The organism is Streptomyces toyocaensis (assembly GCF_000725125.1).
GTDB classification, from domain to species: Bacteria; Actinomycetota; Actinomycetes; order Streptomycetales; family Streptomycetaceae; genus Streptomyces; species Streptomyces toyocaensis.
In genome coordinates this window covers 1-26,246 of sequence record NZ_JFCB01000028.1, presented here as the reverse complement: position 1 = coordinate 26,246, position 26,246 = coordinate 1, and the positions used below count along the sequence as shown (strand labels likewise).

General features: G+C 74.0%; 23 protein-coding genes and 1 pseudogene. 11 read left to right on the top strand and 13 right to left on the bottom strand.

Translation table 11 applies throughout. From position 1 onward, the window contains the following. Positions 1-458 precede the first annotated feature (458 nt). Positions 459-1,844 (top strand): MFS transporter, encoded by a 1,386-nt coding sequence (locus BU52_RS25240; protein WP_037938324.1) that lies wholly within the window; start codon positions 459-461, stop codon positions 1,842-1,844. A gap of 51 nt (positions 1,845-1,895) precedes the next feature. Here the strand turns inward: BU52_RS25240 and BU52_RS25235 are convergent, their stop codons facing one another. The 6 genes from BU52_RS25235 to BU52_RS25210 all read right to left on the bottom strand — a co-directional run bounded on the left by BU52_RS25235 (position 1,896) and on the right by BU52_RS25210 (position 8,937). Continuing rightward, positions 1,896-3,875 (bottom strand): helix-turn-helix domain-containing protein, encoded by a 1,980-nt coding sequence (locus BU52_RS25235; RefSeq protein ID WP_037938320.1) that lies wholly within the window; start codon positions 3,873-3,875, stop codon positions 1,896-1,898. An 87-nt stretch (positions 3,876-3,962) separates the two neighbouring features. Further along, on the bottom strand, positions 3,963-4,763 hold the full coding sequence (locus BU52_RS25230) for a 3-hydroxybutyrate dehydrogenase (RefSeq protein ID WP_037938318.1): 801 nt from the start codon (positions 4,761-4,763) through the stop codon (positions 3,963-3,965). Between the two features lie 54 nt (positions 4,764-4,817). Then, the gene (locus tag BU52_RS25225) at positions 4,818-5,297 is read right to left on the bottom strand and encodes an NUDIX hydrolase (RefSeq protein WP_037938317.1); all 480 of its coding nucleotides are present in this window, start codon (positions 5,295-5,297) and stop codon (positions 4,818-4,820) included. A gap of 57 nt (positions 5,298-5,354) precedes the next feature. Beyond that, entirely contained in the window at positions 5,355-6,968 is a 1,614-nt protein-coding gene (gene lnt, locus BU52_RS25220) for an apolipoprotein N-acyltransferase (RefSeq protein WP_037938315.1), read from the bottom strand. Positions 6,969-7,547: 579 nt separating this feature from the next. Further along, a complete protein-coding gene (locus BU52_RS25215; RefSeq protein WP_037938313.1) occupies positions 7,548-8,093 on the bottom strand; it encodes a hypothetical protein in 546 nt (181 codons plus the stop codon). Between the two features lie 49 nt (positions 8,094-8,142). After that, positions 8,143-8,937 (bottom strand): glutamate racemase, encoded by a 795-nt coding sequence (locus BU52_RS25210; RefSeq protein WP_037938311.1) that lies wholly within the window; start codon positions 8,935-8,937, stop codon positions 8,143-8,145. A 57-nt stretch (positions 8,938-8,994) separates the two neighbouring features. Here BU52_RS25210 and BU52_RS25205 point away from each other — a divergent pair, with 57 nt between their 5' ends. Further along, positions 8,995-10,170, top strand: coding sequence for a glycosyltransferase (locus BU52_RS25205; protein ID WP_407702061.1), 1,176 nt, complete (start codon positions 8,995-8,997; stop codon positions 10,168-10,170). Positions 10,171-10,177: 7 nt separating this feature from the next. Here the strand turns inward: BU52_RS25205 and BU52_RS25200 are convergent, their stop codons facing one another. Continuing rightward, positions 10,178-11,446 (bottom strand): TerD family protein, encoded by a 1,269-nt coding sequence (locus BU52_RS25200; protein ID WP_037938306.1) that lies wholly within the window; start codon positions 11,444-11,446, stop codon positions 10,178-10,180. 296 nt (positions 11,447-11,742) lie between these two features. On the opposite strand from BU52_RS25200, the gene BU52_RS25195 reads away from it, so the two are divergent. The 4 genes from BU52_RS25195 to BU52_RS25180 all read left to right on the top strand — a co-directional run bounded on the left by BU52_RS25195 (position 11,743) and on the right by BU52_RS25180 (position 16,307). Then, positions 11,743-12,171, top strand: coding sequence for a DUF6643 family protein (locus tag BU52_RS25195; RefSeq protein ID WP_037938304.1), 429 nt, complete (start codon positions 11,743-11,745; stop codon positions 12,169-12,171). 41 nt (positions 12,172-12,212) lie between these two features. Further along, on the top strand, positions 12,213-13,037 hold the full coding sequence (locus BU52_RS25190) for an MOSC domain-containing protein (RefSeq protein WP_037938302.1): 825 nt from the start codon (positions 12,213-12,215) through the stop codon (positions 13,035-13,037). A gap of 102 nt (positions 13,038-13,139) precedes the next feature. Then, the gene (locus BU52_RS25185) at positions 13,140-13,745 is read left to right on the top strand and encodes an Rv1733c family protein (protein ID WP_037938300.1); all 606 of its coding nucleotides are present in this window, start codon (positions 13,140-13,142) and stop codon (positions 13,743-13,745) included. 123 nt (positions 13,746-13,868) lie between these two features. Further along, complete coding sequence (locus BU52_RS25180) at positions 13,869-16,307, top strand: right-handed parallel beta-helix repeat-containing protein (protein WP_037938298.1); 2,439 nt, start codon at positions 13,869-13,871, stop codon at positions 16,305-16,307. A gap of 10 nt (positions 16,308-16,317) precedes the next feature. Here BU52_RS25180 and BU52_RS25175 read toward each other — a convergent pair whose 3' ends face one another. Continuing rightward, on the bottom strand, positions 16,318-18,711 hold the full coding sequence (locus tag BU52_RS25175; RefSeq protein ID WP_407702060.1) for a hypothetical protein: 2,394 nt from the start codon (positions 18,709-18,711) through the stop codon (positions 16,318-16,320). A gap of 247 nt (positions 18,712-18,958) precedes the next feature. Between BU52_RS25175 and BU52_RS25170 the strand changes: the two genes are divergently transcribed. Both BU52_RS25170 and BU52_RS25165 read left to right on the top strand, forming a co-directional pair. Continuing rightward, positions 18,959-19,798 (top strand): DeoR/GlpR family DNA-binding transcription regulator, encoded by an 840-nt coding sequence (locus tag BU52_RS25170; protein WP_037938297.1) that lies wholly within the window; start codon positions 18,959-18,961, stop codon positions 19,796-19,798. Between the two features lie 67 nt (positions 19,799-19,865). Beyond that, positions 19,866-20,372, top strand: coding sequence for an SRPBCC family protein (locus tag BU52_RS25165; RefSeq protein WP_037938454.1), 507 nt, complete (start codon positions 19,866-19,868; stop codon positions 20,370-20,372). Here BU52_RS25165 and cds1 read toward each other — a convergent pair. After that, positions 20,310-21,464: an L-cysteine desulfhydrase Cds1 gene (gene cds1, locus BU52_RS25160; RefSeq protein ID WP_037938296.1), complete on the bottom strand. Its 1,155-nt coding sequence runs from the start codon at positions 21,462-21,464 to the stop codon at positions 20,310-20,312. The two genes, BU52_RS25165 and cds1, sit on opposite strands and share 63 nt — an antisense overlap. Positions 21,465-21,782: 318 nt before the next feature. Here cds1 and BU52_RS25155 point away from each other — a divergent pair, with 318 nt between their 5' ends. Together BU52_RS25155 and BU52_RS25150 are read left to right on the top strand one after the other, a co-directional pair. After that, on the top strand, positions 21,783-22,106 hold the full coding sequence (locus BU52_RS25155) for a hypothetical protein (RefSeq protein WP_037938295.1): 324 nt from the start codon (positions 21,783-21,785) through the stop codon (positions 22,104-22,106). 183 nt (positions 22,107-22,289) lie between these two features. Next, the gene (locus BU52_RS25150) at positions 22,290-22,835 is read left to right on the top strand and encodes an ATP-binding protein (RefSeq protein ID WP_200881284.1); all 546 of its coding nucleotides are present in this window, start codon (positions 22,290-22,292) and stop codon (positions 22,833-22,835) included. A 108-nt stretch (positions 22,836-22,943) separates the two neighbouring features. Here the strand turns inward: BU52_RS25150 and BU52_RS25145 are convergent, their stop codons facing one another. Further along, positions 22,944-23,231: an SHOCT domain-containing protein gene (locus BU52_RS25145; protein WP_037938294.1), complete on the bottom strand. Its 288-nt coding sequence runs from the start codon at positions 23,229-23,231 to the stop codon at positions 22,944-22,946. 162 nt (positions 23,232-23,393) lie between these two features. Here BU52_RS25145 and BU52_RS36495 point away from each other — a divergent pair. After that, positions 23,394-23,645 (top strand): annotated as a pseudogene (locus BU52_RS36495) (TetR/AcrR family transcriptional regulator); the annotation flags it as partial. 40 nt (positions 23,646-23,685) lie between these two features. Here BU52_RS36495 and BU52_RS25140 read toward each other — a convergent pair. The 3 genes from BU52_RS25140 to BU52_RS25130 form a co-directional block, all read right to left on the bottom strand. After that, positions 23,686-24,108: a PPOX class F420-dependent oxidoreductase gene (locus tag BU52_RS25140; RefSeq protein ID WP_037938293.1), complete on the bottom strand. Its 423-nt coding sequence runs from the start codon at positions 24,106-24,108 to the stop codon at positions 23,686-23,688. A gap of 45 nt (positions 24,109-24,153) precedes the next feature. Next, on the bottom strand, positions 24,154-25,044 hold the full coding sequence (locus BU52_RS25135) for an NAD(P)-dependent oxidoreductase (protein WP_037938292.1): 891 nt from the start codon (positions 25,042-25,044) through the stop codon (positions 24,154-24,156). Positions 25,045-25,082: 38 nt separating this feature from the next. Beyond that, positions 25,083-26,246 (bottom strand): ROK family protein (locus BU52_RS25130; RefSeq protein ID WP_051858578.1); only part of this gene is annotated, 1,164 nt, incomplete at its 5' end.

Below are 26,246 nucleotides of genomic sequence, written 5' to 3'. Positions count from 1 at the left end.
CCCGCACCGTAACATACCCACCGGGGGTATGTAGAGCGTGCTACGGGGCCAATCCGCGATGCGGCTGGGCACCTCCCCGACGCATGACGTGCCTGACCCCGGAGGACCAAGCCCGCATCGCGACTCCACATGACGATGCGCCCGCCCTCGGGGCCGCCTTCCGGCACGGATCCGCTGCCGCATGCGCTGTATGCCCAGGCAACCGCGGCGCATCGGAGGGACGCACATGTGCAACGGTTGTTCGCAGCCGACGCCGATCTGCCGAGTACTGCGGCAGTTCGCCGGCGCGGGCCAGTGGAGCCGTGGCGCCTGAAAGGCCGTTCCACGAGTCGGCATGGTGGCCGCACGCATAGCCGACCCTCGAACTATGTTGTCCCACCACATGTGCGCCTGACCTGCGGGTTCCTACGGTGTGGCGACACGCAAACGTCCCCGTCACGCCCCAGGAAGTGGTGCCGATGTCGTCGCCCGCAACCGCTCCACCAGCCCCGAACAACCTCAAGCGCATCGTCGCCGCGTCCCTCATCGGCACCACCATCGAGTGGTACGACTTCTTCCTCTACGGATCCGCCGCCGCGCTCGTCTTCAACAAGCTGTTCTTCCCGGACTCCGATCCGCTGGTCGGCACGCTGCTGTCGTTCCTGACGTACGCCGTCGGGTTCGCGGCGCGGCCGCTGGGCGCGCTCGTGTTCGGGCACTACGGGGACCGGCTCGGGCGCAAGAAACTGCTGGTGCTGAGCCTGCTGATGATGGGCGGGGCGACGTTCGCGATCGGACTGCTGCCCACGCACGCCACCATCGGCAGCGCCGCTCCCGTGCTGCTCACCGTGCTGCGCCTGGTCCAGGGCTTCGCGCTGGGCGGCGAGTGGGGCGGTGCCGTGCTGCTGGTCTCCGAGCACGGGGACGCGCGACGGCGCGGGTTCTGGGCCTCCTGGCCGCAGACCGGAGCGCCGGCGGGGCAGCTGCTCGCGACCGGTGTGCTGTCGCTGCTGACCGCCGTGCTCTCGGACGCCGCCTTCGGCTCCTGGGGCTGGCGGATCCCGTTCCTGCTGTCCGGTGTGCTGGTGATCGTCGGATTGTGGATTCGTCTCTCCGTCGACGAATCACCGGTGTTCAAGCAGGCCCTGGAGCGTGCCGAGGCCCGCAAGGCGGACGCCGACGCGGAGCGGATGCCGATCGTGGCCGTGCTGCGGCACCACTGGCGTGACGTGCTGGTGGCGATGGGTGCCCGTATGGCGGAGAACATCAGCTACTACGTGATCACCGCGTTCATCCTGGTGTACGCCACGACCTCGGCCGGCGTGTCGAAGCAGACCGCGCTCAACGCGGTGCTCATCGCGTCGGCGATCCACTTCGCCGTCATCCCGGGCTGGGGTGCGCTGTCGGACCGGCTCGGCAGGCGCCCGGTCTACATGATCGGCGCGGTCGGCGTGGGGCTGTGGATGTTCCCGTTCTTCGCCCTGATCGACACCGGCGGATTCGGCAGCCTGCTGCTCGCGGTGACCGTGGGACTGGTGCTGCACGGTGCGATGTACGCGCCGCAGGCCGCCTTCTTCTCCGAGATGTTCGCGACCCGGATGCGCTACTCCGGCGCCTCGATCGGCGCCCAGTTCGCCTCGGTGGCGGCAGGTGCTCCGGCGCCGCTCATCGCCACCGCGCTGCTGTCGGACTATGGCAGCTCCACCCCGATCGCGCTCTACGTCATCGCGGCGAGCCTGCTGACGGTGGTGGCCATCGCGGTGGCCAAGGAGACCCGCCACCGTGACCTGGCGGACGTGGCGCCGCAGGACGAGCGCGAGGGGGCCGCCGAGGTCCCGGCCGAGCAGGGCGCGCGCACCGTCTGATCCCGGCCCGTCGGTGCCGCCCCGGCCCCCGTACGCACCCGCGTACGGGGGTCAGGGCCGTGTGGGGGGCCGCGTGGTGGCGGACAGCCGGTGCAGGCGCAGCGCCAGCTGGATCTCCAGTGCGCGGGCCGGGCTCTGCCAGTCGTCGCCGAGGAGGCGGCCGACGCGTTCCAGCCGCTGCGCGACCGTGTTGACGTGGACGTGGAGCTCGTCCTTGGTGCGGGCGGGGCTCATGCCGCAGGCGAAGTAGGCGTCGAGGGTGCGCAGCAGCTCCGTGCCGCGTCGCTCGTCGTACGCGACGACCTGGCCGATGGTGCGGTAGACGAAACCGGCGATGTCCCGCTCCCCGGCCAGCAGCAGCCCCAGGAAACCGAAGTCCTCGGCGGCGGAGCCGTCACCGGCCCGGCCGAGGAGGCGGAGGGCGTCGAGGCAGCGGCGGGCCTCCGCGTAGGCCGCCGCCACGTCGTCGGGGCGGGCGGTGAGCCGCTCGACCGGGGCGGAGGCGCCGACGGTGACCGGCTCGTGGACCGCCGTGCCCAGCTGGCGGGCGGTGCGGCGGGCCAGCTCCGTGGCGGTGTCCCCGGGGGTGACGGGCAGCAGCAGGACGGTGCCGCCGTCGCGCGCGGCGGCGAGGCCCTGCCGGGTCGCCGCCAGGTGCGAGGCCGCCGCCCACAGCCGTCTGCGGGCGTCCGCCTCCTGGTCGGCGTCGGCGGTGCCGCCCTCCAGCCGGGCGGCGAGTACGGCGTGGGTGGCGTCGAGGTCGGCGTGCAGCCGGGCGGCGCGCTCACGCAGCAGGCGCGGGTCGCGGTCGCGGGCGTCGAGCAGGTCGTCGAGCAGTTCGCCGCGGACGCGCTGTTCGGCCTCGGCGGCGGAGCGGCGGGCGAGCAGCAGCAGTGAGGTGACCATGGCCGCGCGCTCCAGTGTGCGCTGGTCCACGGGGTCGAGGCCGGGGTGACCGCGCAGGACGAGCGCGCCGAGGAGTTCGTCCCCCGCGGCCACGGCGGCGATCCAGTCGTCCCGGTGCCGTACCGCGTGGCCCTCCTCCCGCGAGGACTCGAGGGCATGGGCGGGTGCGGCGGTGGCCTCGGTGAACTGGACCGCCCCGTCCAGGACCTCGGAGACGGCGGCGGCCACGTCGTGCACCCCGCCGCCGCGCAGGACCAGCTCGGCCAGCCGGTCGTGGACGTCCGAGGCGCGCTCGATGACCGCGCTGCGGTCCTGGATGATCTCGTTGGCTCGCTCCAGGCCGGCCAGGGCCGAGCGGGTCTCCGCCAGCAGGTTGGCGGTGTCGATGGCGGCCGCGGCGAGGGCGGCGAAGGAACCGAGCAGGGCGATCTGTTCCCGCTCGAAGACCCTGGCGCGCCGGTCCGCGGCGAACAGGACACCGATGACGTGGTGCCCGAGTGTCAGGGGCACCCCGAGGATCGCGACGAGGCCCTCGTCCCGCACCCCGCTGTCGATGGTGTGGGTGTGCTGGAAGCGCTCGTCGCGGAAGTAGTCGTCGGTGACGTAGGGGCGGGCGGTCTGGGCGACCAGGCCGCCGAGGCCCTCTCCCATGCCGAGGCGCAGCTGCTGGAAGCGGGCGGCGACCGAGCCTTCGGTGACCCGCATGTACGTGTCGCCCCTGACCGGGTCGTTCAGGCTGAGGTAGGCGACGTCCGTGCCGAGCAGTGAGCGGGCGCGCTGCACGATGGCCTGGAGGACGGCGTCCAGGTCGCGCAGTCCGGCGAGGTCGTGGGCGGTCTCGAACAGCGCGGAGAGCTCGGCCTCCCGGCGTCGCCGGCCTTCGAGTTCGGACCGGACGCGCAGGGCGAGAAGCTTGGCCTGTTCCAGAGCGGCGATCCGGTCGGCGGGCAGTGACTCGGCGCGGGCGAGCAGCACCGGCTGCTCGTAGGCCTCGGCGGGGGCGCCGCGGGCCAGCAGCTCGAGGAACGGCGCCTCGGCGCCGCCGGTGCCCGGGCCGGCCTCGGGAAGGGCCCGGCCCGGCGCGGCTGCGGAACGCTCGGCGGACTGCACGTGATCGCGGGACATGCTCACAGGATTCCTCATCCCGCGGCCACCCCGTCAGGCCTGTGGACAACTCCGTCGGCCGACGGCCGGCCGCCGGCGGCCGATGTCTCAGTGCGCGGTCCAGCCGCCGTCCAGGACCAGGGAGGTACCGGTGACGAAGGATGTCGCCGGACCGCACAGGTACGCCACCGCCTCGGCGACGTCCTCCGGTTCGATGAGCTGTTTGACCGCGCTGTCCTGCAGCAGCACCTCGGACAGGACGCGTTCCTCGGGGATGCCGTGCGCACGGGCCTGGTCGGCGATCTGCTTCTCCACCAGGGGGGTGCGCACATAGCCGGGGTTCACACAGTTGGAGGTGACGCCGTGGGGTGCGCCCTCGAGAGCGGCGGTCTTGGACAGCCCTTCCAGGCCGTGTTTGGCGGCCACATAGGCGGACTTGTAGGCGGAGGCGCGCAGCCCATGGACCGATGAGACATTGACGATGCGGCCCCAGCCCTGCCCGTACATGTGCGGCAGCGCGCCCCGGATCAGCCGGAAGGGTGCCTCCAGCATCACGGTGAGCACCGTGTGGAAGACGTCGGGCGGGAATTCCTCGAGGGGACGGACCAGCTGCAGCCCCGCGTTGTTGACCAGGACGTCGGTGCCGGCGGCGACGAGCTCGGCGGCGTCCAGGTCGGTCAGGTCAAGGACGTGCGGCTCGACGGCGCCTCCGAGCTCCCGGGCCTCGTCGGCGAGCGCCTCCAGTCCCGTGGCGTCCCGGTCGACGGCTCTGACCTTGGCCCCGGCGGCCGCGAGCCGCAGGACGCAGGCGCGGCCGATGCCGCCTGCGGCACCGGTGACGAGGGCGGTACGGCCACCGAGGTCGAGGGGGGTGGCGTGTGGGGCCGGGAGGTCACGAGGCGCGGTCATGGGTCGACCCTAGGCAGCACCCCCGGGCCGACCCATGTGGTCGGGCCCTACAGTTCAATCGTTTCCAGTGGGGTCGAACCATGTGGGTGCGTCCGACAGGGCTTGCTTGATCCGGAAGCTCGCGAAGTCGTTCAGCTCCGGCAGCGCGTCCACGGCGAACCAGCCGACGTCCAGGGACTCGTCGTCGTTGACCCGCGCCTCGCCGCCGAGGGCACGGCAACGGAAGGTGATGTCCATGTACTGACAGATGTCACCGTTCGGGTACGTCACCGCGTCCAGCGCCTGCACCAGCACGACCCGCTCGACAGCGCAGCGCACCGCGGTCTCCTCCTCGACCTCCCGCACGGCGCAGGCCGCGGGCTGCTCCCCCGGGTCGGGGATACCACCGATCACCGACCACTTGCGCGTGTCCGACCGGCGGTTCAGCAGCACCCGGCCCTCGTGGTCGAAGACGAGCGCGGTGACCCCGGGGAGCCACAGGAGCTGATGACCGGCGGAGGCGCGCAGGGTGCGGATGAAGTCAGGAGTAGCCATGGCGCGACCCTAACCGGCGCCGTGCGGGAGCTCCCCGGCACGTCGGGGGGCGTACGCCTACGCGTCACCGGCGCGTCGCCGTGCGCGTGTCCCGGCGCCGACGCCCCAGCCGAGGCCGGCCGCAGCGACCAGGACGAGGGCGGTCTCCGGAAGCACGCCGAGACGGGTCGCGGGCGTCAGGGAGGAGCGCAGCGGCACCTCCTGCACCAGCGAGTCGGCGACGAACATGCCGGTCCTCCGCGTGATCTCCCCGTCGGGCATGATGACGGCGCTCACCCCGCTGGTCACCGGGACGGTGACGGCGCGGCTGTGCTCCACGGCGCGGACCCGGGACATGGCGAGCTGCTGGTAGGTCATCTCGCTCCGGCCGAAGGTCGCGTTGTTGCTGGGCACCGAGATCAGCTGGGCTCCCGCGGTGACCGTGTCGCGCACCGCCCAGTCGAAGGCGGCCTCGTAGCAGGTGACCAGGCCGATTTCGATGCCGTTCATGCGGAACACGCCGGGCTCGCCGCCCCGGCTGAAGTCCTGGCGGACCATCGAGGTCCAGTTCTCGTTGATCGCTCCGACGAGCGGGCGCAGCGGGAGGTACTCGCCGAAGGGCTGGATCTGCCGCTTGTCGTAGGTGTCGACGGGGCCCTTCACCGGGTCCCAGAGGATCTGCTCGTTCAGCAGCCTGCCGTCCCTGGCGACCACGCCGCCCACCGAGATGGGCGCGCCGACGGCCTTGGCAGCCCTGTCGATGACGGCGCGCGCGTCGGGGTTCACGAAGGGGTCGATGTCGGACGAGTTCTCCGGCCACAGCACGACGTCCGGGCGCTCGGCCCTGCCCGCCGCCACCTCCGCGGCCAGACGCTCCGTCTCCCGCGCGTGGTAGTCCAGGACCGCGCGCCGCTGGGAGTTGAAGTCCAGCCCCAGGCGGGGCACGTTGCCCTGGATGACGGCGACGGTCGTGGCGCCGTTCTCCGCCTCGTCGCCGGCCAGCGCGCGGGCCCCGAGGGCCCCGGCCGGCGGGACGGCGACACTCAGCACGCCGACGACCGCAGCGGCCCGGTGCAGGGTCCCGGCGCGGCGTGCCCGCACGGCGAGCCGGACGGTCTCGTACAGGCCGAAGCCGCACAGCACGACGGCGAAGCCGAGCACCGGGGTGCCGCCGAGCGCGGCGAGCGGCAGGAAGACGCCGTCCGCCTGACCGAACGCGATCTTGCCCCAGGGAAAGCCGCTGAACGGCACGCGCGCGCGTGCCGCCTCCCCGGCGATCCACAGCGCCGCCGCCCACACCGGCCACCCGGGCAGCTTCGACACCGCGGTGATCGCCGCGCCGACCAGCGCGACGAAGACCGCCTCGATCACCACCAGCGCGATCCACGGGCCTGGGCCGACCTCGACACCGGTCCACACCAGCAGCGGCAGCAGGAAGCCGAGCCCGAAGAGGTAGCCGAGACCGAGTCCCGCCTTCCAGCTCCGCCCGCGCAGCACCCAGCCGAAGACGGCGAAGGCGGGCAGGGCCAGCCACCACAGGGTGCGCGGCGGGAAGCTGACGTAGAGGAGCAGGCCCGAGAGCGCGGCTGCGGCGGCCGGAAGGAGGCGCACGAGCCGCCGGCCCCGCGCGGTGGGCGCGGTCTGCGGCGGCATCGGGTCCGACTCGCCGACGGTGGTTGCGGTGACGGTCACTCGGGGAGTCTACGGCGGGTGACCCGGCGGCCGACAAGCACGGTCGCACGCGCGGGAAGTCTTCGCCGGGGGCTCTTGCCTCCTCCGGGACGGCCGGCACGCCGCTTCGTTTCCGCGCGAGGTGTCACCACATATCTCCGAACCGGCCACCGGCCGTTACGGTGTGCCGGTGCCCTGGTCGTGCGGCACTTCGCGGTGCCCGCGCCCGGGGCCCGTCACAGGCCGGGGCGACGCGGTGCGGGGTTGCGGAGCAGTTTCCACGGGGATGGCTGCCGCCGGTCCGGACGCGGACGGCGCGAAGCGGATCGGCCCGCACGCGGCGGGCGTCGTCGTGCTGGGTGCCCGTGCGGCCCGGCCCCTGGTCACGGCGGCGGCGCCGGGCGGCCGCCCGGAGGGCATGCTGCTCGCGGTCCCCGCCGTGGCCGCGGGTCATGCGGCGGTCCGGATCGGCGGGGCCTGCTGCCGGTGGCCGACCGGCTCGTGCGGTGGCGGGGGAGGCCCGTCGGTCCGCACACGCCACCCCGTCCTCCGCGCGACCTTCCGGTACCGCGATCCGGCTCCGTACCGGGATCGCCCGCCTCAGTGCTTCGTGTCCGGCTTGCGGGGGCGGAGGCGGTCCCGGATGACGGTGACCGCCGCCTCCGCGTCGTCCACGGTGACCGTGAAGGTGTGGCCGTCCCAGAGACGCAGGACGACGCCCTCGCCGCGGCGCACCACGACCGCCGTGCCCTTCTCGGGCCGCCAGCGGTACCCCCAGCCGCCCCAGTGACGCGGCGTGACGTGCGGGGCGAACTCCGCGCCGGCGACGTGCGACAGCGGGATACGGCGGCGCGGCAGGCCCATGTGTCCGCAGCGGACCTCGAGGTGGTCCTCGTCGACCCGCAGCGCGACGTGCACGAAGGCGAGGGTGCCGAACAGGACGAGCAGACCGGCGGCGATGCAGCCGACGACGGCCATGACCAGCGGCGCGACGCCGGTCGTCCACGCGGAGTCGACGGCCAGCGCGATGCCGAGCGCCATGCAGGCGGCGCCGATCAGCGCCAGCAGCCACTGGAAGCGACCGGTGGCGCGGCCGGTCCAGACCCCGGGGTCGGGGCCGTGCTCGCCGAGGCGGTGGTCCCTCATGGTCCGAGACTACTCAGGATTCGCTCGGCTGGTACCGCGTGGCACAGCGTTACTGGGCCGTCCGGACGGGAGCCGGCTGCTGGAGCAGCCTGCCTTCGGCGTAGGTGAGGGCGGCCTCCGGGAGCACGCCGCCGCGTCCGCTCAGCAGCACCGTCAGGGTGCCGCTCACCGGCGCCCCGGGGGCAGCCCGTTCACCGAGGCGGCGCAGGGCCTGGGCGGCCACGGCCCCGGCGGAGCCGTGCAGGGCGAGCGGCGCACGGCCGGGGCGGTGCACGGCGGCCCGGATGCGCTCGGCGACCAGCTCGTAGTGGGTGCAGCCCAGGACGACGGTCGTCACGTCGTCGGGGGTGAGCGAGGCGGCCGCGGCGACCGCGGCGTCGATCGCCGTCTCGTCCGCCCGCTCGACGGCCTCGGCGAGCCCCCAGCAGGGCACCTCGGTGACGGTCACGCCGTCGGCGAAGTTCTCGATCAGATCGCGCTGGTAGGGGCTGCCGGTGGTGGCCGGGGTGGCCCAGATCGCCAGCGGTCCGCCGCCGGCCGCGGCCGGCTTGATCGCCGGGACGGTACCGATGACGGGCAGCGCGGGCTCGAGACGGGCGCGCAGGGCGGTGAGGGCGTGCACGGTGGCGGTGTTGCAGCCGACGATCAGGGCGTCGGGGCGGTGTGCCGCCGCAGCCTCCGCGACGGCGAGGGCGCGCCCGGTGAGGTCCTCGGGAGTCCGCGGTCCCCAGGGCATGCCGTCGGGGTCGAGGGAGAGGACGAGATCGGCGTCGGGGCGGAGACGCCGTACCGCGGCGGTGGCCGCCAGCAGTCCGATTCCGGAGTCCATGAGCGCGATCTTCACCCGGTCACGATAGTCGATGAGCCGCTGCGGGGCGGTGGCGTGGTGCAGACTGCGCACGTGAGCGCCGTTGTGTGGTGTGCCGCCGGATCACTCGCCGCCTGGCTGTGGCTGCTGCTGTGCCAGGGAGGGTTCTGGCGTACGGACGTCCGGCTTCCGCCGCTCGGCGCGCCGGACGCGTGGCCGGGCGTGTGCGTCGTCGTCCCCGCCCGTGACGAGGCGGCCGTGCTTCCCGTGAGCCTGCCGTCGGTGCTGGCCCAGGACTACCCGGGGCGCGCCGAGGTCTTCCTCGTCGACGACGGCAGCACGGACGGCACCGGAGACGTCGCGCGGGAGCTCGCGCGACGCCACGGCGGGCTGCCGCTCACGGTGGACGCTCCGGGTGAGCCGCCCGCCGGCTGGACCGGCAAGCTGTGGGCGGTGCGGCACGGGATCGCCCTGGCACGGGCGCGTGACCCCGAGTACCTGCTGCTCACGGACGCCGACATCGCCCACGCCCCGGACAGTCTGCGCCGGCTGGTCGCGGCCGCCCGCTCCGGCGGGTTCGACGTGGTGTCGCAGATGGCCCGGCTGCGGGTCGAGAGCCGTTGGGAGCGTCTGGTCGTCCCGGCCTTCGTCTACTTCTTCGCGCAGCTCTATCCGTTCCGCTGGATCGGGAAGACGGGGGCCCGTACGGCCGCCGCGGCCGGCGGCTGTGTGCTCCTGCGCGCCGGGGCCGCCGCACGGGCGCGGATCCCGGACGCCATCCGCCACGCCGTCATCGACGACGTGGCCCTCGCCCGCGCGGTCAAGCGGAGCGGCGGCCGGATCTGGCTGGGGCTCGCGGACGGGGTGGACAGCGTGCGCCCGTATCCGCGGCTGCCCGACCTGTGGCACATGGTGTCGCGCAGCGCGTACGCGCAACTGCGGCACAGTCCGGTGCTGCTGGCCGGCACGGTCGCCGGGCTGACGCTGGTGTACCTGGTGCCGCCCGTCGCGGTACTCGCGGGCGCGGTGACGGGGAGCGCCGCCGCGGCGGTGCTCGGCGCGGCGGCCTGGCTCGTGATGGCGGGGACGTACGTCCCGATGCTCCGTCACTACCGGCAGCCCTGGTGGCTCGCTCCCCTGCTGCCGTTCACCGCGTCGCTGTACCTCCTCATGACGGTGGACTCGGCGGTGCGGCACCACCGGGGGCGCGGTGCGGCCTGGAAGGGCCGCACCTACGCCCGTCCCGAGGCCGTACCGGACGAGAGATGACGCGTCGTCACTTGCGCCCCGGCGTCCAGTTCATGCCCCATCCGTAGGCGTGGTCGACGGTGCGCTGCGGGCTTACGCCCCGCTCCGGCACCAGGTAGCGGGCCTCGCGCCGGACGACGAGTTCGCCGCCGCCGGTGTTGGTGATGAGGGCCAGTGCGCAGACCGTCGAGGGGACGGTGCACTCGTCGAGGGAGAAGTCGATCGCCGCGCCGTGCTGCGGCTGGAGGGTGACCGTGGCGTGCAGGTCGGCGAAGGAGCGGGCGCCCTCGTAGACGGTGACGAAGACGAGGATGCGCCGGAAGAGGTGCTTGTGGTCGAGACTGACGGTGAGGTTCTCGCCGCTCGACACGGCACCGGTGCGGTCGTCACCGTCGAGGTGGATGAACGGGGGCTGGTGCAGGGCCCCGAAGGCGTTGCCGAGGGCCTGGACGACGCCCTTCCTGCCGTCGGTGAGTTCGTACAGGGCGCACAGGTCGAGGTCGAGGTCGGAGTGCATGGCGACCGGGCGGCCGAGCTTCGCGGCCCATCCCGAGAACTGCTTGCGCACCTCCCAGTTGAGGTTCACGCGCAGGGCGCCCGACGTGCCGCCCTGCTTGGTGAGCGAGACCGACGGGGCCGACTTGGTGAGCGTGACCTTCGTCAGCCGGACGGGCGCCGGGGGTGCGGACGGCGGGGGCGGAGCGGCCGGCGGGGGCGCGGTGACCGGGGTCGCGACGGGCGGCACCGCGGCGGCCGGGGCCGCCGGGGCGGCGTGCTGCGGTTCGTCCACGGTGATGCCGTAGTCGGTGGCGAGGCCCTCGAGTCCGCTGCTGTAGCCCTGTCCGACGGCGCGGAACTTCCAGGCTCCCTGGCGCCGGTAGAACTCGCCGAGCACGAACGCCGTCTCCGTGGTCGCGCCGGTGCTGTCGAAGCGTGCCGCCACGGTGCCGTTCGCGGCGTCCTTGACCTCGATGTGCAGATCCGGCACCTGTCCGAAGGCGCCCCCGTCGCAGGAGGCGGCCAGCATCACGGTCTCGATGCCGGGCTCCACGCGCGTGAGGTCGACGAGCAGGGTGTCGGTGACGCGGCCGCCGGCGTCCCGCTTGCCCTCGTGACGGACGGCACCGGAGGAGTGGGCCGGCTGGTTGTAGAAGACGAAGTCGCTGTCGGAGCGGACCTTCCCCCCGGCCAGCAGGAGTGCCGAGGCGTCCGCGTCGGGGACACCGGGCCCGGATCGCCAGCCCACGTCCACCCGCAGTGCCGTCGCCGGCACCGGTGTGTTCGATCCTTTCGACATTGACATGTCCGCCCCCATCACGGGTCGCCCGCGCCGGGCCAGGCCCCGGCATTCGTCGGTCTTCGTCCGCACAACCTATTGCCCCGGGCCGGGAACGCCCACGGGAAGGGCGCGGCAACCGGTGGCCAACCGCCGGTAACCGCCCCGGAACTCGGCCTTTACACGAAATGCGCTCGGCAGGAGTGCCTGTTTCCCCCATGTTCGCCCGCATTGGTGATCCCCGGTCACGGCGAGCACAGAAAACAACCCTCTTATCGGGCTCCCCAAAAGCACATCGTGGGCTTAACTTATGTGCCATGACCTCCCCCCGCTCCACTTATGGCGGCGGCTACTACTCCGCCTCCTTCCCGGACACTCCGATCTACGACTCGCTCGTGGCCGAGCGGGGCACCCCGCAGATCGCCCCGATCCGGGTCCCCGCCGCGTACGAGGCGCCGGTCAGTCATCTGCCCGCGCTTCCCTCGGCGATGCCCGCCCTCCCGGCGGCTCCGTCCCAGCCCGCCTACGGCTATCCGCAGGCGCAGCAGCCCGCGCCGCTCCAGCAGGCGCACACCGCGTACATCCCGCAGCAGGCCACCGCGCCGCGCGGCTACCCCGGCCCGCAGCCGCAGCCGCCGCGTCCGGCTCCGCCCGCCGGCTACGAGGCGATGCGTCCCGCGGCTCCCCGGCCGGTTCCCGCGCCGTACCAGGACCCGTACCAGTACCAGCAGTACCGCGGGTACTGAGCAAACCCGGGGCCGTCGGCGCCGGATGGCACGATGGCCCCATGGGGAACGCACACCTGCAGGCGCTCAGCATTCATCCGGTCAAGGCCTTCCGGAGCCTGCCGCTCCGGGAGGTCGTCGTGGAGCCCTGGGGTCCGGCCGGGGACCGGCGCTGGATGCTGGTCGACGACGGGGGAAGGGTCGTCACACAGCGGCGCCACCCACGCCTGGCACTGGCCGCCGCCGAGCTCCTGCCCGGCGGCGGCGTCCGGCTGTCCGTTCCCGGGGCCGAGCCGGTCACAGCACATGTTCCCGCGCCCGGCGCGACGGTCCCGGTGGAGCTCTTCGGAGACAAGGTCGAGGCCGTCCTGGCCGAGGACGGCGCCGTGCATGCCTGGTGCAGCGCCCACCTCGGCGTCCCGGTACGTCTGGTGCACCTGGACGACCCGGCCACGCGCAGGCCGGTCGACCCCGCGTTCGCGCTGCCGGGCGAGACGGTCACCTTCGCCGACGGCTACCCGCTGCTGCTCACCACGACCGCCTCCCTCGACGCCCTCAACTCCCTGATCGCCGCGGGGGACCACGCTGCCGAGGGCCCGCTGCCGATGAACCGCTTCCGGCCGAACGTGGTGGTCGAGGGCACCGAACCCTGGGAGGAGGAGCGGTGGACGAGGGTCACCGTCGGCGAGGTCGCCTTCCGCGTCGCCAAGCCGAGCGGCAGGTGCGTGGTGACCACCACCGACCAGGAGACCGGCCGGCGCGGAAAGGAGCCCCTGCGCTCGCTGGCGGCCCGTCAGCGGACCGCCGGGGAAGTCGTCTTCGGGCAGAACCTGGTGCCCCTCTCCCCCGGCACGATCAGGGTCGGCGACCCCGTCGAGGCCGCGTAGCGGTCCCTTCCGCGGGAGCGGGAACCGGCCCCCGGCTTCGTCCGTTTCCTTTCATGTGCGCTTCATGAGCGCTCATGGGAGAACCGGCGAGGGGGTGCGGCGGTGCGGGCGATCAGCGGACTCTGGCGCTGGCGGCACAACCCGCTGCGTCGCGGGACCGACCTGGCCGAGGCCTGGGTGGCGCTCGCGGCCCTGCTGCTCGCCGCCCTCGCCGCGCCCGTGATCGGCTGCCTCGTCGGAGCCGCCGCCCAGGACACGCTGGAGCGTTCGGTCCGCGCCCAGCACCGGGACCGGCACCTGACGACGGCCACCGTGGTGCGTGAGCTCGATCCGTCCGTGCTCGGAGTGGACCCGGAGGCGGCCGCGGCCGGGGACCCGCCCGTGCGGGTCCTGGCCCACTGGACCGCACCGGACGGCACCGGGCGGAGCGGAGCCGTGACGACCCGTCTCCGGGAGCCTCGGCCGGGCGACCGCTTCAGCATGTGGACCGACCGTCAGGGGCGCGTGACCGCACGCCCGCTGGACACCGCGACGGCGACGACGCACGCCGTGCTCGCCGGCGTCGGCGCCACCCTGGTGACCGCGGGCCTGGCCGAGGGCTGCAGACGGCTGATCGTCCGGCGCATGCTCCGCCGCAGATACGTCCGCTGGGACCGGGCATGGGAGAGGGCGGGACCGGACTGGGGCAGGACCGGAGCCGGCAGCTGACGGCGTTGCCGCTCTGGTCAACCCGGTGCCCGTACGCACGCTACGGTGGTCCGGCCGAACCGATCGGCGAGACACGGGCGGGAACGAGCCATCAGTACGACGAGGTGGGGGCACAGCTACGCCATGGCACAGGGCACGGTCCAGGTGACGCACACCGGCACATCGAGGTGGCGCCGCCGCACGGGTGAGTACGCATCGCTCGCCGCCGCCCTGGAGGCCGCGGCGGAAGGCGACGTCCTCACCGTCGCCCCCGGCACCTACCGGGAGAACCTCGTCGTCCAGCGCGCGGTGACGCTGCGCGGCCCGGAGGGCGCGCCCGGCTCCGTGCGCATCGCGCCCGCGGACGGCGTGCCGCTGACCGTGCGCGCCTCGGCGGTGGTGCAGGACCTGCACGTCGAGGGCCAGGACGCCACCGCCCCCGCCGTGCTCGTCGAGGAGGGCACCCCGGAGCTGCGTGACGTCCGCGTGGTCACCCGGTCCGCGGCCGGCATCGAGGTGCGCGGCGGTGCCCGGCCCACGGTGCGCCGGTGCACCGTCGACAATCCGGCGGGTGCCGGCATCGCCGTACTGGACGGCGGGGGCGGAGTGTTCGAGGAGTGCGAGGTCGTCGCCGCTGGGCAGGCGGGCGTCACGGTGCGCGGCGGCGGCCACCCCCGGCTCGAACGCTGCCGGGTGCACCACGCCGCGGGCTCGGGACTGACCGCGACCGGGGAGAACTCGGCCCTCGAGGCGGTGGGGTGCGAGGTCTACGAGGTGCGGGGCAGCGGCGTCCAGGTGACGGGCCGCGCCACCGCGCACCTCACCGACTGTGACGTGCACCGGACGACCGGCGACGGCGTCACACTCGACACGGACGCGGTGCTGACGCTTGCCGACTGCCGCATCCACGACATCCCGGAGAACGCGGTCGACCTGCGGTCCCGCTCGGTGCTCACCCTGACCCGCACCAGCGTGCGGCAGTTCGGCCGCAACGGTCTTTCGGTGTGGGACCCGGGCACGCGCGTGGACGCCAACCAGTGCGAGATCTTCGACAGCACGGGTGACTACCCGGCGGTGTGGGTGAGCGACGGCGCCACCGCGGTCCTGGACTCCTGCCGGGTGCACGACGTGCCGGACGCGCTGTTCGTCCTCGACCGCGGCTCGCGCGCCGACGTCGTCGACAGCGATCTGTCGCAGGTGCGCAACACGGCCGTGTCGGTGAGCGACGGCGCCACCGCGCAGCTCGACGACTGCCGGATCCGGGAGGCGGCGACCGGCGCCTGGTTCCGCGACCACGGCAGCGGCGGAACGCTGAACAACTGCGCCCTGGACGGCACACAGACCGGTGTGATCGTCACCAAGGGCGCCGACCCGACCCTCGAGCGCTGCACGGTCGACTCCCCCGCCGAGGCCGGCGTCTACGTCTCGGCCGGTGGCCGCGGCACGTTCCTGAACTGCCGGGTCACGGGCAGCGGCGGCTACGGCTTCCATGTGATAGACGGCAGCCGTACGACGCTGAGGAAGTGCCGCACGGAGCGCTGCGCGCGCGGCGGTTACGAGTTCGCCGAGGGCGCGGACGCGGCGTCCGGATCGGGCGGTCCCGTCGTCGAGGACTGCACGAGCGACGAGAGCGGCAGTCCGAGGGCGCCCGCGGCGCCCGAACCCGCCGTGGAGACGGCGGGCCGCTCCACGGGCCTGCTGGGCACCGTGCCCGCCCGGACGGCCGAGCCGGCCCCGCACGCCCCTCCCGCCCCGGCGCCGGAGCGGGAGACCCGCTCCTCGAAGGCCGTGCTCGGGGAACTCGACGCGCTGGTGGGTCTGGAAAGCGTCAAGCGCGAGGTGCGCGCCCTCACCGACATGATCGAGGTGGGCCGGCGCCGGCAGCAGGCGGGTCTGAAGGCGGCGTCGGTCAAGCGGCATCTGGTGTTCACCGGTTCCCCCGGCACCGGCAAGACCACCGTCGCCCGCCTGTACGGCGAGATCCTCGCCTCGCTCGGCGTGCTGGAGCAGGGACACCTGGTCGAGGTGTCCCGGGTCGACCTGGTCGGTGAGCACATCGGCTCCACGGCGATCCGCACCCAGGAGGCGTTCGACAAGGCACGCGGCGGTGTCCTGTTCATCGACGAGGCGTACGCGCTCTCCCCCGAGGACGCCGGGCGGGACTTCGGCAAGGAGGCCATCGACACCCTGGTGAAGCTGATGGAGGACCAGCGGGACGCGGTCGTGGTGATCGTGGCCGGGTACACCGCCGAGATGGAGCGGTTCCTGTCGGTCAACCCGGGTGTGGCGTCCCGCTTCTCACGGACGATCACCTTCGGCGACTACGGCCCCGAGGAACTGCTGCGGATCGTGCGGCAGCAGGCCGAGGAGCACGAGTACCACCTGGCGCCGGGCACCGCCGAGGCCCTGCTGACGTATTTCACCGAGATCCCCAAGGGTCCCGCGTTCGGCAACGGGCGCACCGCGCGGCAGACCTTCGAGGCGATGGTCGAGCGGCACGCGAGCCGCGTCGCCCAGCTCGACGAGCCGACCACCGACGACCTGACGCTCCTCTACGCCGAGGACCTGCCCACGCTCCCCTGAGTCCGGCCCCTCACGCCGCGGGGCCGCCGCGCTCCCCCGTGGGCCGGGGGGCCGGCACCTCGGCGGCCCGCAGCCGGGCGAGCAGCCGGCGCCGTTCCTCGACGAACGCGGGGTCGGCCTGGTAGTCGGAGTGGCCGAGGATCGGCGCGGGCAGCGGATGGGCCTCGGTGCGGCCGTAGGCGAGCGGGTCTCGGAGCGCGGGGCGGTCCACGTCGGGGCCCCGGTCGCCGGGCAGCCGCATCGGACCGCCGATGGGGTCGGTGCGCCGGTACAGGTTGCGCCAGCAGTCGACCTCCCGGTGCAGGAAAGCGAGCGCGTCCGGTCCGAAGTGGGCGGGGAACCAGCGGCCGTACAGCCGCTCCAGCGGGGAGCCGTAGGTCAGCAGGGCGACGCGCCTGCGGGCGGACGGCGGGAGCTGCCAGGCCGCCGCGGCGGCGAGGACGCTGCCCTGGGAGTGGCCGGAGATCACCAGCCGCCCCCCGGTCGTCCGCGTCCAGGTGGCGATCCGCCAGGTCAGGTCGGGCACGGCGCGCTCGGCGTAGCAGGGCGGCGCGAAGGGATGCGCGGCCCGTGGCCAGAAGGTGCCGACGTCCCAGAGGATGCCGATGGTGCGCCGCGCGGAGGCGTCCTTGTAGGCGCGGCGGCCCCAGGTGACGAAGAGTATGAAGCCGAGTCCGATGAGCCAGGAGCCGAGCGCCTCGGCGGTCTCCGCCGCGCCGTGGACGACGGCGTACGACCCCCGTGCCGCCTCCCCGGGCGTCCGGTCGGTGGCGAGGGCGCCGACGAGGGCGCCGGCGCCGAGCAGCAGGGTGGCGGTGGAGGTGACGGCGAGGATGCGCGGTCCGCGGTCGGTGAGGGCGGCCATGGCGCGTACGGACGCGATACGGCGGGTGCGGCCGGGGTCGCCCGTCTCCCCCGCGTACTCGCGTTCCACGGCGGCGCGCTCCTCGCGCGCGATCCGCCAGGCGCGCCGGGCGAGCCAGCCGCACAGCACCAGCAGGAGGACGAGCAGCAGCGGGATCACGGACGCCTGCCAGGTCAGCAGCACCGGCGGGCCGGGCATCGACGTCCCGGTGCCGTCCAGCCAGTCGGACACCCGCTGGGAGACACCGCCGGACATGACCCCGCCCAGCGCGCAGGCGAGCATCGCGACCGCCGGTCCGGCCAGGCCCCGCATCGCGGCGCGCCGGTCGGGGTCGGTCCGGTGCAGGATGTGGGCCACCCCGGCGAGGACGATCACCAGCAGGCCCTGCGCCAGGGCGAGAGCGCCGAAGGTGGCGTCGCCCGGCAGCCGGCCCGCCGACCGCCATCCGGGGCGCTCCCACCCGGCGTACACCACGGTGAGCGCGAGCAGGACCAGGGCGGCGAGGGGCAGCCACCGCACCAGGCGCCGGTCGAGTCCGCTGTCCACCCGGCGTTCGCTGCGGCCCCGGCGGCAGACCACCCACACCACGGCGCCCGCCCCGGCGGCCAGCGCCGCCTCCAGCAGCACACCGAGAACACCCAGGACGCCCGGGCCGCCCGGCTCGCGGTCGTACCTGGCGGCGGCTGAGCCGACAGCGGCGGCGACCGTCAGCAGTCCGGCGGCGGTGTGCGCGGCGCGCAGCCGGGCGACCAGGCGCCGACCGTACCAGAATCCGGGCCGGCCCAGCGCGGTGGGACCGCCGTCCTCCTCCGGCTCGCGGTCCTGGGTCATCGGCTGCTGGGACTCGTACGCGCTCCAGGTGCGCAGGGACAACAACCACAGCAGGCCGGTGAGGGCGGTGGGCACCACGGCGGCGAGGGCGAGCCTGCGGCCCGGCGGACTCCACCAGCCCCCGTCGGAGACCTCGGGCGAGAGGAAGCCGAGCCAGGAGTGCCGTTCGGCGCACGCGTGCGTGCCCGCGCACTGCCATGCGGCCAGGTCGAGGGCGACCTCGCAGGCGGCCGCGACGAGCAGCACCGTCAGGCTGAGCCCTGCCAGCCGCACCAGCAGCCCGTACAGCCGCACGGTGCGTCTGCGGCCCCGGGCGGTGGGGCGCATCCAGTGGGCGATGTTGACCACCATGAAGGGGAGCAGCAGCAGCCACAGGGCGCGGGTGCCGTTGCCCGAGGTGAGGTTGCACCAGACGTAGGCCTCGGGCACGGGCCCTTCGCGGCGGCCGGCGGGTCGCCGCTCCGCGTCGGCGTCGTCGGCACGGCGGAACACGGCGGCGATGCCGTCACCCGTGATCCGTACCGTGCGCGGGTCGTCGAGCATCGTCTCCGGGGTGGTGCCGCCCACCCCGTGGACCAGGAGTTCCAGGGCGGTTCCGGACTCCCCGGGCCGGGCGTCCGGATTGTCGGGCCCCTCTGCCGGTCTGTGTCGCTGCGCGTTCTCCACCGATTCGCACTTCCCCCGTGACGCCCCGTCGGTTCCGTCCATGCGCGCACAGGATCTCCCGTGGCGGGACGGCTCGCACCTCTCGTCACGTAATCTCCCCGATCCGCGGGACGGGCAAGCACACCGCGGGGCCTCAATGACATGTGCGCGTCGGCTGCCGGTGGCGCCGCCCGGGGCGCGGCATGCGAGGATGGGACGTCCGCGCACCGGTGCCGGGAGGGGATCCGCTCGTCGCGGCGGGTGCGTGAGGCGTGTCGGACGGCTGTGCGGCGAAAGGACCGGAGCGTACGTGAGCGAGAATCAGAACCTGCTCGCGGAGCAGCGGCGCACCCTGATCCTCGACGAGGTCCGGCGCCGCGGCGGTGTCCGCGTGAACGAGCTGACCCGCAAGCTCGGCGTGTCGGACATGACGGTCCGCCGCGACCTCGACGCGCTGGCCCGGCAGGGTGTGCTGGAGAAGGTGCACGGCGGCGCGGTGCCGGTGGTCGAGGCGAGCACGCACGAGCCCGGGTTCGAAGCCAAGTCCGGCCTGGAGCTGAGCGCCAAGGAGGACATCGCGCGGGCGGCCGCCGAGCTGGTCGCCCCGGGGGCCGCGATCGCGCTGTCGGGCGGTACGACGACGTTCGCGCTGGCGCATCGGCTGACCGACGTCCCCGATCTGACGGTGGTCACCAACTCGGTGCGGGTGGCGGACGTCTTCCACGCGGCGCAGCGCTCCTCGGGGCCCCGGCAGGGCGCGGCCACGGTCGTCCTGACGGGCGGGGTGCGCACGCCGTCCGACTCGCTGGTGGGGCCGGTGGCCGACCAGGCCATCGCGGCCCTCCACTTCGATCTGCTGTTCCTCGGAGTGCACGGGATATCGGTCGAGGCGGGTCTGTCGACTCCCAATCTCGCGGAGGCCGAGACCAACCGGCGGCTGGTGCAGTCGGCCCGGCGGGTGGTCGTGGTCGCCGACCACACCAAGTGGGGGACGGTGGGGCTGAGTTCGTTCGCCTCCCTGGATCAGGTCGACACCCTCGTCACGGACTCCGGACTGCCCGAGGGGGCACGCGCGGAGGTGTCGGAGCATCTGCGGCACCTGGTGGTGGCGGGCGAGCCCGAACACTCCGCGGAGGCCGCCGACATCTGACGGGATGCCCGCGTCGCACGCCGCCCGTCCGGCCCCGAAGCCCGTTCTCGTCGAGGGGGACACGTCCATGGCCCACCGTCTGCGCCCTGTGGGGCCCGAGTTCACCGGAGCCGCCCCCGTGCGTCTGGTCTTCGGCCGGGAGGTCTCCGCCGCGCCGGACCGGGTCTTCCGCGCGCTGGCCGAGGACGTGACCGGCTGGACGGAGTGGTTCGGTCCGGTCACGCTTTCCCGCCCCCTCGACGGCGGCGCGGGGCGGGAGATCCGGCTCCGGGGCGGGGCCCGGGTCCGCGAGACCGTCCTCCTGACGAGGGCGCCCGAGGTGTACGCCTACCGCGTGGACGTGACCAATGTGCCCGGCGCCCGTGCCCTGGCCGAGGAGTGGCGGCTCACGCCGGCCGGGACGGGCACGCGTGTGCGGTGGACGATGGCGGCCGACGGCACGGCGCCGTTCCGGCTGGCGCTCGCCGCCGCACGGCCGGGCCTGGGGCTGACGTTCCGCGGCGCGGTGACCTCACTGGACCGCCGGCTCGCGGGACGGCTTCCCGCCGGGCCAGACGCCGGTCCGCAGCAGTGAGTCGATCGCCTCCGTGTACGGCGCGATGTCCAGGCCCTGCGCGGCCAGCCAGGCGTCCGAGTAGTACTTGTCCAGGTACCGGTCCCCCGGGTCGCACAGCAGCGTCACCACGCTCCCACGCCGTCCCTCGGCGACCATCTCCGCGACGAGCTTCAGCGCGCTCCACAGCCCTGTTCCGGTGGAGCCGCCCGCCTTGCGGCCGATGACTGCCTCCAGGGCCCGCACCGCGGCGACACTGGCCGCGTCGGGCACCTTCATCATCCGGTCGATCGCGCCGGGCACGAAACTCGGCTCCATACGGGGCCGTCCGATGCCCTCGATACGGGACGCGCTGTCGCAGGCCACGTCCGGATCGGCGGTGGTCCAGCCCTGGAAGAAGCACGAGTTCTCCGGGTCGGCGACACAGATGCGGGTGTCGTGCTGCATGTAGTGGACGTACCGCGCCAGGGTCGCCGACGTGCCGCCGGTCCCGGCCGTGGCGACGATCCACGCGGGTTCCGGGAACCGCTCCCTGCGCAGCTGGCGGAAGATCGATTCGGCGATGTTGTTGTTGCCCCGCCAGTCCGTCGCCCGCTCGGCGTAGGTGAACTGGTCCATGTAGTGGCCGCCCGTCTCCGCCGCCAGGGCGGCGGAGGCCTCGTACATCGTGCGGGGGTCGTCCACGAAGTGGCACCGCCCGCCGTGGAACTCGATCAGACGGCACTTCTCCGCGCTCGTCGTGCGCGGCATGACCGCGATGAAGGGCACGCCGATCAGCTTCGCGAAGTAGGCCTCGGACACGGCCGTGGAACCACTGGACGCCTCGATCACCGGGCGGCCCGGACGGATCCAGCCATTGCACAGCCCGTACAGGAAGAGCGAACGGGCGAGCCGGTGTTTGAGGCTGCCGGTCGGGTGGGTGGACTCGTCCTTGAGGTAGAGGTCGATGCCCCACCGCTCGGGCAGCGGGAAGAGCAGCAGATGGGTGTCGGCCGACCGGTTGGCGTCGGCCTGGACCCGGCGCACGGCCTCTTTCAGCCAGGCTCGGTAGACGGGGTCGCTGTGGTCGACGTCGAGGGTGGCGCCGGTCAGGGTCCGTTGGGGGGTGCTCACGACAGGGCTCCTTACGCTGAGCGCCGACGGCGTTCCGCGCGGCCGGTACACCGATCATAGGCATCATCAGCACCAGCTCCCACCTGCATAAACAGTCCTTTGGGGAGCCCCAAGGCACCCCTGGGGCGGGGGGCGCGGGGGCGCGGGGGCGCATTGGCGCGAGTGCTCCTCGCGCCCCGGGGAACGGGGGCGCGCGTACTGGTGCTCGGCGGCGGCTGCGGGCAGACTGCACCGGCGGGAGCAAGGGCACACTGGATCTGGCAGGAGCCGGCCCGCGGAGCACGGTCCGGCACACCGACGCGCAAGGGGGCGGGTGGCATGGCGGAGCCGGAATTCACGGCCACGGGTGTGCGGATCGGCAAGCGGCTGCGTTCGCTCACCCGGGCCGGGCAGGTCCGGATCAGCGACGGCCGGCTGGAGTTGCTGACCAGCTACGGCAGCGAGATCGACAGCGCGCCGGTGCAGGCGGTACGCGCGACCAGGCCGTGGTTCGCGCCCGAGGACCGGGCGCTGGCGGACCTCAACGGCAACCGGTACCTGCTCACCCTCGGTGAACACGATCCCGCGCCGGGCGAACCGGGCCCGCCGGCCGCCCGCCGCTTCATCGAGGCCGTGCGCCGGGCGTCGGGGCGTGACGCCTGAGATGTCCGCGAGTTGCGCCACCCCATCCGCTGCGTCACGCTGTTCTCACGTCACTCTGGGTTTACCGGCGATAACGCTGCGAACCAGCCCGCCGGCCACGACAGCAGGCGGCAGCGTCACGCAGACGCCCTGCTGGATCCGTACTCCGTGTTCTTCCGGACCTCACGTCGGGGAGTCGCAGCCGTGATCAGTCACCCAAGCAGGCACTGCACGGTGGAGCTCCAAGCCCTGCCGTCGCGGATCGGCCAGGTCCGCAGAATCGTATCTGCGCAGTTGCGCTACTGGCACATGGACTCACTGATAGACCGGGCCTCGCTCGGTGTGACAGAGCTGTTGTCCAACGTCCACCGGCACGCCCAGCCCGACAAGACGTGCACCGTCGAGATGGAGCTGCTGCTCGACCGGCTGAAGGTCTCGGTGCACGACCGGGATCCCCGCCTTCCGGTCGTGGCGGACGCCGCACCGCTCGCCACCTGCGGGCGCGGGCTGGCGATGGTGGCCGCGATGAGCGAGAGCTGGGGCGCGGTGCCGGACGGCGAGTTGGGCAAGGTCGTGTGGTTCACCCTGCCGGCACCGTCCCAGACCGCCCCGGCGGCCTGGGACCGGCGCCCCCGGCTCACGACCGCCGAGCCCGCGGCCCCCCGGTTCCCGGAGATCGCGCTCGCCGAGCACACCCTCGACAGCCAGGACACCGGACTGACTCCGGCCCGGTCGGCCGTTCCCGGCTGACGGGCGACCGCCCACCGGGCGCGCGGCGCACGGTGCGCCCCACGCGGTACGGCGGGGTGGTCGCCGGGACGGCCAGGGCGGCTCCGCGCGCGGGCCGCCCCGTCGCGGTCACCGCCCACCGGCCCCGCCCGGCCGGCCGAACTGTTCGTCCAGGACGGACAGCCGGCGCCAGTACTCGTCCTCGTCGATCTCGCCGGAGGCGAAGCGGTGGCCGAGCACCGTGAGAGGCGAGCCGGCCTCCGCCGCGGGCCGGCCGGCGTCGGCCCCCCTGCCTCCGCGCCACACGGTGCGGCGGAGCAGCGCGACGCCGCCGCCGATCACCAGGGCCCAGACGACCGGGAGGAACAGGATCCACGGGCCGGGCCCGCCGTCGCCGAAATGCGCCAGGGTCTGCATGATCGTCAACTCCTCGGGTGCGATGCCTCGTCGCTCCGTGTGCGACAGTTCGAGCGTCGCCCCGCACAGGGGGTCCGGTCGTCGTACGGCCGGCGGCACCGCGCGTACCTCCCGGGGAGTACTCGGACGGCTGACGCGTGTCCCGGTCCTGCCGGCCAACCGGACCGCGCGGGCGCGGGCCGGGGCAGCATGTACCACCACTTCAAGGGGAAGCCGGACCTGGCGCCGGCCGCGATCCGGCGGACCGCCGACGGGATGCGCGCCGACGCCGCGGCGCTGCTCGACGGGCCGGGGACACCGTACGAGCGCGTCGAGGCGCATCTCCCGCGCGAGCGCGACGTGCTGCGCGGCTGCCCGGCCGGACGGCTCACCATGGACCCCGACGTCGTCGCCGGGAGCGGACCGCACCGTCCGCGGCGGGAGGCCCCCCGGCCCCCCGGCCGGACGCCGCAGGTCAGCCGGACGCCTGCGCGCTGTCCTTCATCGCGCCCCAGCCGTGCCACCGTTCGACCTCGACCCAGCCGCTGACCCTGGCCCGCTCCCGGTTCGGGTAGGCGTTGCCGGTGTAGTGCCGGGAGAGGCGGTCGATGTCGGCCAGTCCCTCGTCGTCGTACAGGTCGGCCACGCGGCCGATCAGGGTGACGTGGGTGTACCAGTCGTCCCCGGCGAGGACGGTCAGGGTGACGCGCGGGTCGCGGCGGACGTGCTTCAGGCGCACCCGGCCCTCGTCGAAGTTGATCAGCGCGCGGCCGTCCTCCCACAGGTACCAGGTGGGGGTGGAGACGGGAGCGCCGTCGGAGCGCAGCGTGGCCATCACGCAGGGGTTGGGCCTGCGCAGCAGGGCGTCGGCCTCGGGCGGCAGTGGGGGCTTGGACACGTGGTGACTCCTCGGTGTGCCGGACGGTGGGGGCCGGTCCGGTGGTCAGGCAGCGGGACCGTCGTCGAAGCTGGCGTAGTAGGCCGCGGCCATGTCCTCGTCGCCATGGCCCCGGTCGGCGGCGCGCTCCAGTCGTTCGGCGCTCGCCTCGGCGACGTCCAGACGGACACCGTGCTGTTCACCGGCCCGCACGATCAGTCTGGCGTCCTTGACGGCGGTCGTCACGGCGAACTGGGCCGGGGAGAGCCGCCCGTCCAGGATCAGCCGGGCCTTGGCGCGCAGATAGCCCATGTCGAGGGGGCCGCCCGCGATGAGGTCGAAGAAGCCGTCCGGGGCCACGTCCAGGGCCTTGGCCAGGGCGAGCGTCTCCCCGGCGGCGGCGGTGGCCGCGACCACCCAACTGTTGGCGACCAGCTTCAGACGGGTGGCGCCCGCCGCCGCCCCGTCCTCGCCGGCCCACACCGTGCGGGCGCCCACGGCGTCGAAGACCGGGGCCACCCTGTCCCGGCCCTCGGCGGGGCCGGCGGCGAGCACGGTCAGCTGTCCGGCCTCGGCGGGCTCACGGGTGCCCAGGACCGGGGCGTCGTAGAAGAGCAGTCCGTGCTCATGGGCGAAGCCGGCCAGTTCGGCGGTGCCCTCGATCCCCGCGGTGGTGGACTGCGCCCAGACGGTCCCGGGGCGCAGGGCGGGGGCGGCCCGGCGCATCGTCTCCAGGGTGGCCGGCCCGTCGTGCAGCACGGTCAGCACGACGTCGGCGGACTCGACCGCCTCGGCGGGTGTCCCGGCGATGTGCGCGCCCTCGGCGGCGAGCGGCTCGGCCTTGGCGCGGGTGCGGTTCCAGGCGCGGACGGTGTGGCCCGCACGGGCGAGGTTGCGGGCCATGGCCGCGCCCATGATCCCCGTCCCCAGGACGCTGACGGTGAGCTGATCGGTCATGATGGCGCCTCTCCTGTGCGTCGAGCGGTTCTCGTCATTCACACCAGTGCCCCGAGAGGATCGTCCAGCACCGGCTGCCAGGCGAGTTCCGCCGCGCCGACCAGGCTGTTGTGGTCCAGGGTGCAGGCGAGGATGGGCACACCCCCGCTGCGGCCCCACAGGCTGCGGTCGGCGACCACGGCGCGGAGCCGGTCGGGATCCGCCTCCAGCAGGGTGCGGTGCAGACCGCCGAGGATGATCCGGTCGGGATTGAGGATGTTGACCAGTCCGGCGAGACCGAGGCCGAGCCGGTCGATCAGGGACTCGGTGGCGGCGCGCACGTCCGGGTCGTCGTACTGCCCGCGAATCAGGTCGTCGGCCTGCTTCAGCAGGGACATCTCCGGGCCCGGCGCCCGACCCGCCGCGGTGAGGAGGGCCAGCGGGTCCGCCTCGACGTCGAGGCAGCCGCGGCTGCCGCAGTGGCAGGGGCGGCCCTCGGGATTGACGCCGAGGTGGCCGACCTCCAGGGCGAGGCCCGAACTGCCCGAGTGCAGACGGCCGTCGAGCACCAGCGCCCCGCCCACACCGCGGTGACCGGTGGCCACGCACAGCAGGTCGCGGGACCCGCGCCCGGCACCGTGCCGGTGTTCGGCCAGGGCGGCGAGGTTGACGTCGTTGGCCGCGAAGGCGGGCCCGTCCAGTCCGGCCGCGCGCACCTGCTCGGCGAAGATCTCCCGTACCGGGGCGCCTGCGGGCCAGGCCAGGTGCAGGGGGTTGAGGGCGAGCCCCTCCGGTTCGGCCACGGCCGACGGCACCGCGAGCCCGGCGCCCACGCACCGCCGCCCGGTCTCCCTCAGCAGGTCGGCACCGGCGGCGACGACGGAGCCCAGGACCTTCGCCGGATCCGCGTCGACGACCTCGCAGCCGGGAGCGGTGGCGACGATGCGGCCGCCGAGTCCGACCAGGGCCGCCCGGAAACCGTCGGCGTGCACCTGCGCGGCGAGCGCCACGGGACCGTCCTCGGCCACCGCCAGCCGGTGCGAGGGGCGCCCCTGCGAACCGGCCGCCGCGCCGGGCCGCGCGTCCACCCTGATCAGCCCGAGCGCCTCCAGCTCGGCGGCGACCGCACCGGCCGTCGCGCGGGTCACGCCGAGCTCGGCGGTGAGCACCGCGCGGGTCGGCGCACGTCCGGTGTGCACGAGCTCCAGCGCGGGTCCCAGCGC

Coding starts and splice junctions, on each gene's coding strand:
- BU52_RS25240 (WP_037938324.1), top strand. CDS start 459: ATGTCGTCGCCCGCAACCGCTCCACCAGCCCCGAACAACCTCAAGCGC.
- BU52_RS25235 (WP_037938320.1), bottom strand. CDS start 3,875: ATGTCCCGCGATCACGTGCAGTCCGCCGAGCGTTCCGCAGCCGCGCCG.
- BU52_RS25230 (WP_037938318.1), bottom strand. CDS start 4,763: ATGACCGCGCCTCGTGACCTCCCGGCCCCACACGCCACCCCCCTCGAC.
- BU52_RS25225 (WP_037938317.1), bottom strand. CDS start 5,297: ATGGCTACTCCTGACTTCATCCGCACCCTGCGCGCCTCCGCCGGTCAT.
- BU52_RS25215 (WP_037938313.1), bottom strand. CDS start 8,093: ATGAGGGACCACCGCCTCGGCGAGCACGGCCCCGACCCCGGGGTCTGG.
- BU52_RS25200 (WP_037938306.1), bottom strand. CDS start 11,446: ATGTCGAAAGGATCGAACACACCGGTGCCGGCGACGGCACTGCGGGTG.
- BU52_RS25195 (WP_037938304.1), top strand. CDS start 11,743: ATGACCTCCCCCCGCTCCACTTATGGCGGCGGCTACTACTCCGCCTCC.
- BU52_RS25190 (WP_037938302.1), top strand. CDS start 12,213: ATGGGGAACGCACACCTGCAGGCGCTCAGCATTCATCCGGTCAAGGCC.
- BU52_RS25180 (WP_037938298.1), top strand. CDS start 13,869: ATGGCACAGGGCACGGTCCAGGTGACGCACACCGGCACATCGAGGTGG.
- BU52_RS25175 (WP_407702060.1), bottom strand. CDS start 18,711: ATGGACGGAACCGACGGGGCGTCACGGGGGAAGTGCGAATCGGTGGAG.
- BU52_RS25165 (WP_037938454.1), top strand. CDS start 19,866: ATGGCCCACCGTCTGCGCCCTGTGGGGCCCGAGTTCACCGGAGCCGCC.
- BU52_RS25155 (WP_037938295.1), top strand. CDS start 21,783: ATGGCGGAGCCGGAATTCACGGCCACGGGTGTGCGGATCGGCAAGCGG.
- BU52_RS25145 (WP_037938294.1), bottom strand. CDS start 23,231: ATGCAGACCCTGGCGCATTTCGGCGACGGCGGGCCCGGCCCGTGGATC.
- BU52_RS25135 (WP_037938292.1), bottom strand. CDS start 25,044: ATGACCGATCAGCTCACCGTCAGCGTCCTGGGGACGGGGATCATGGGC.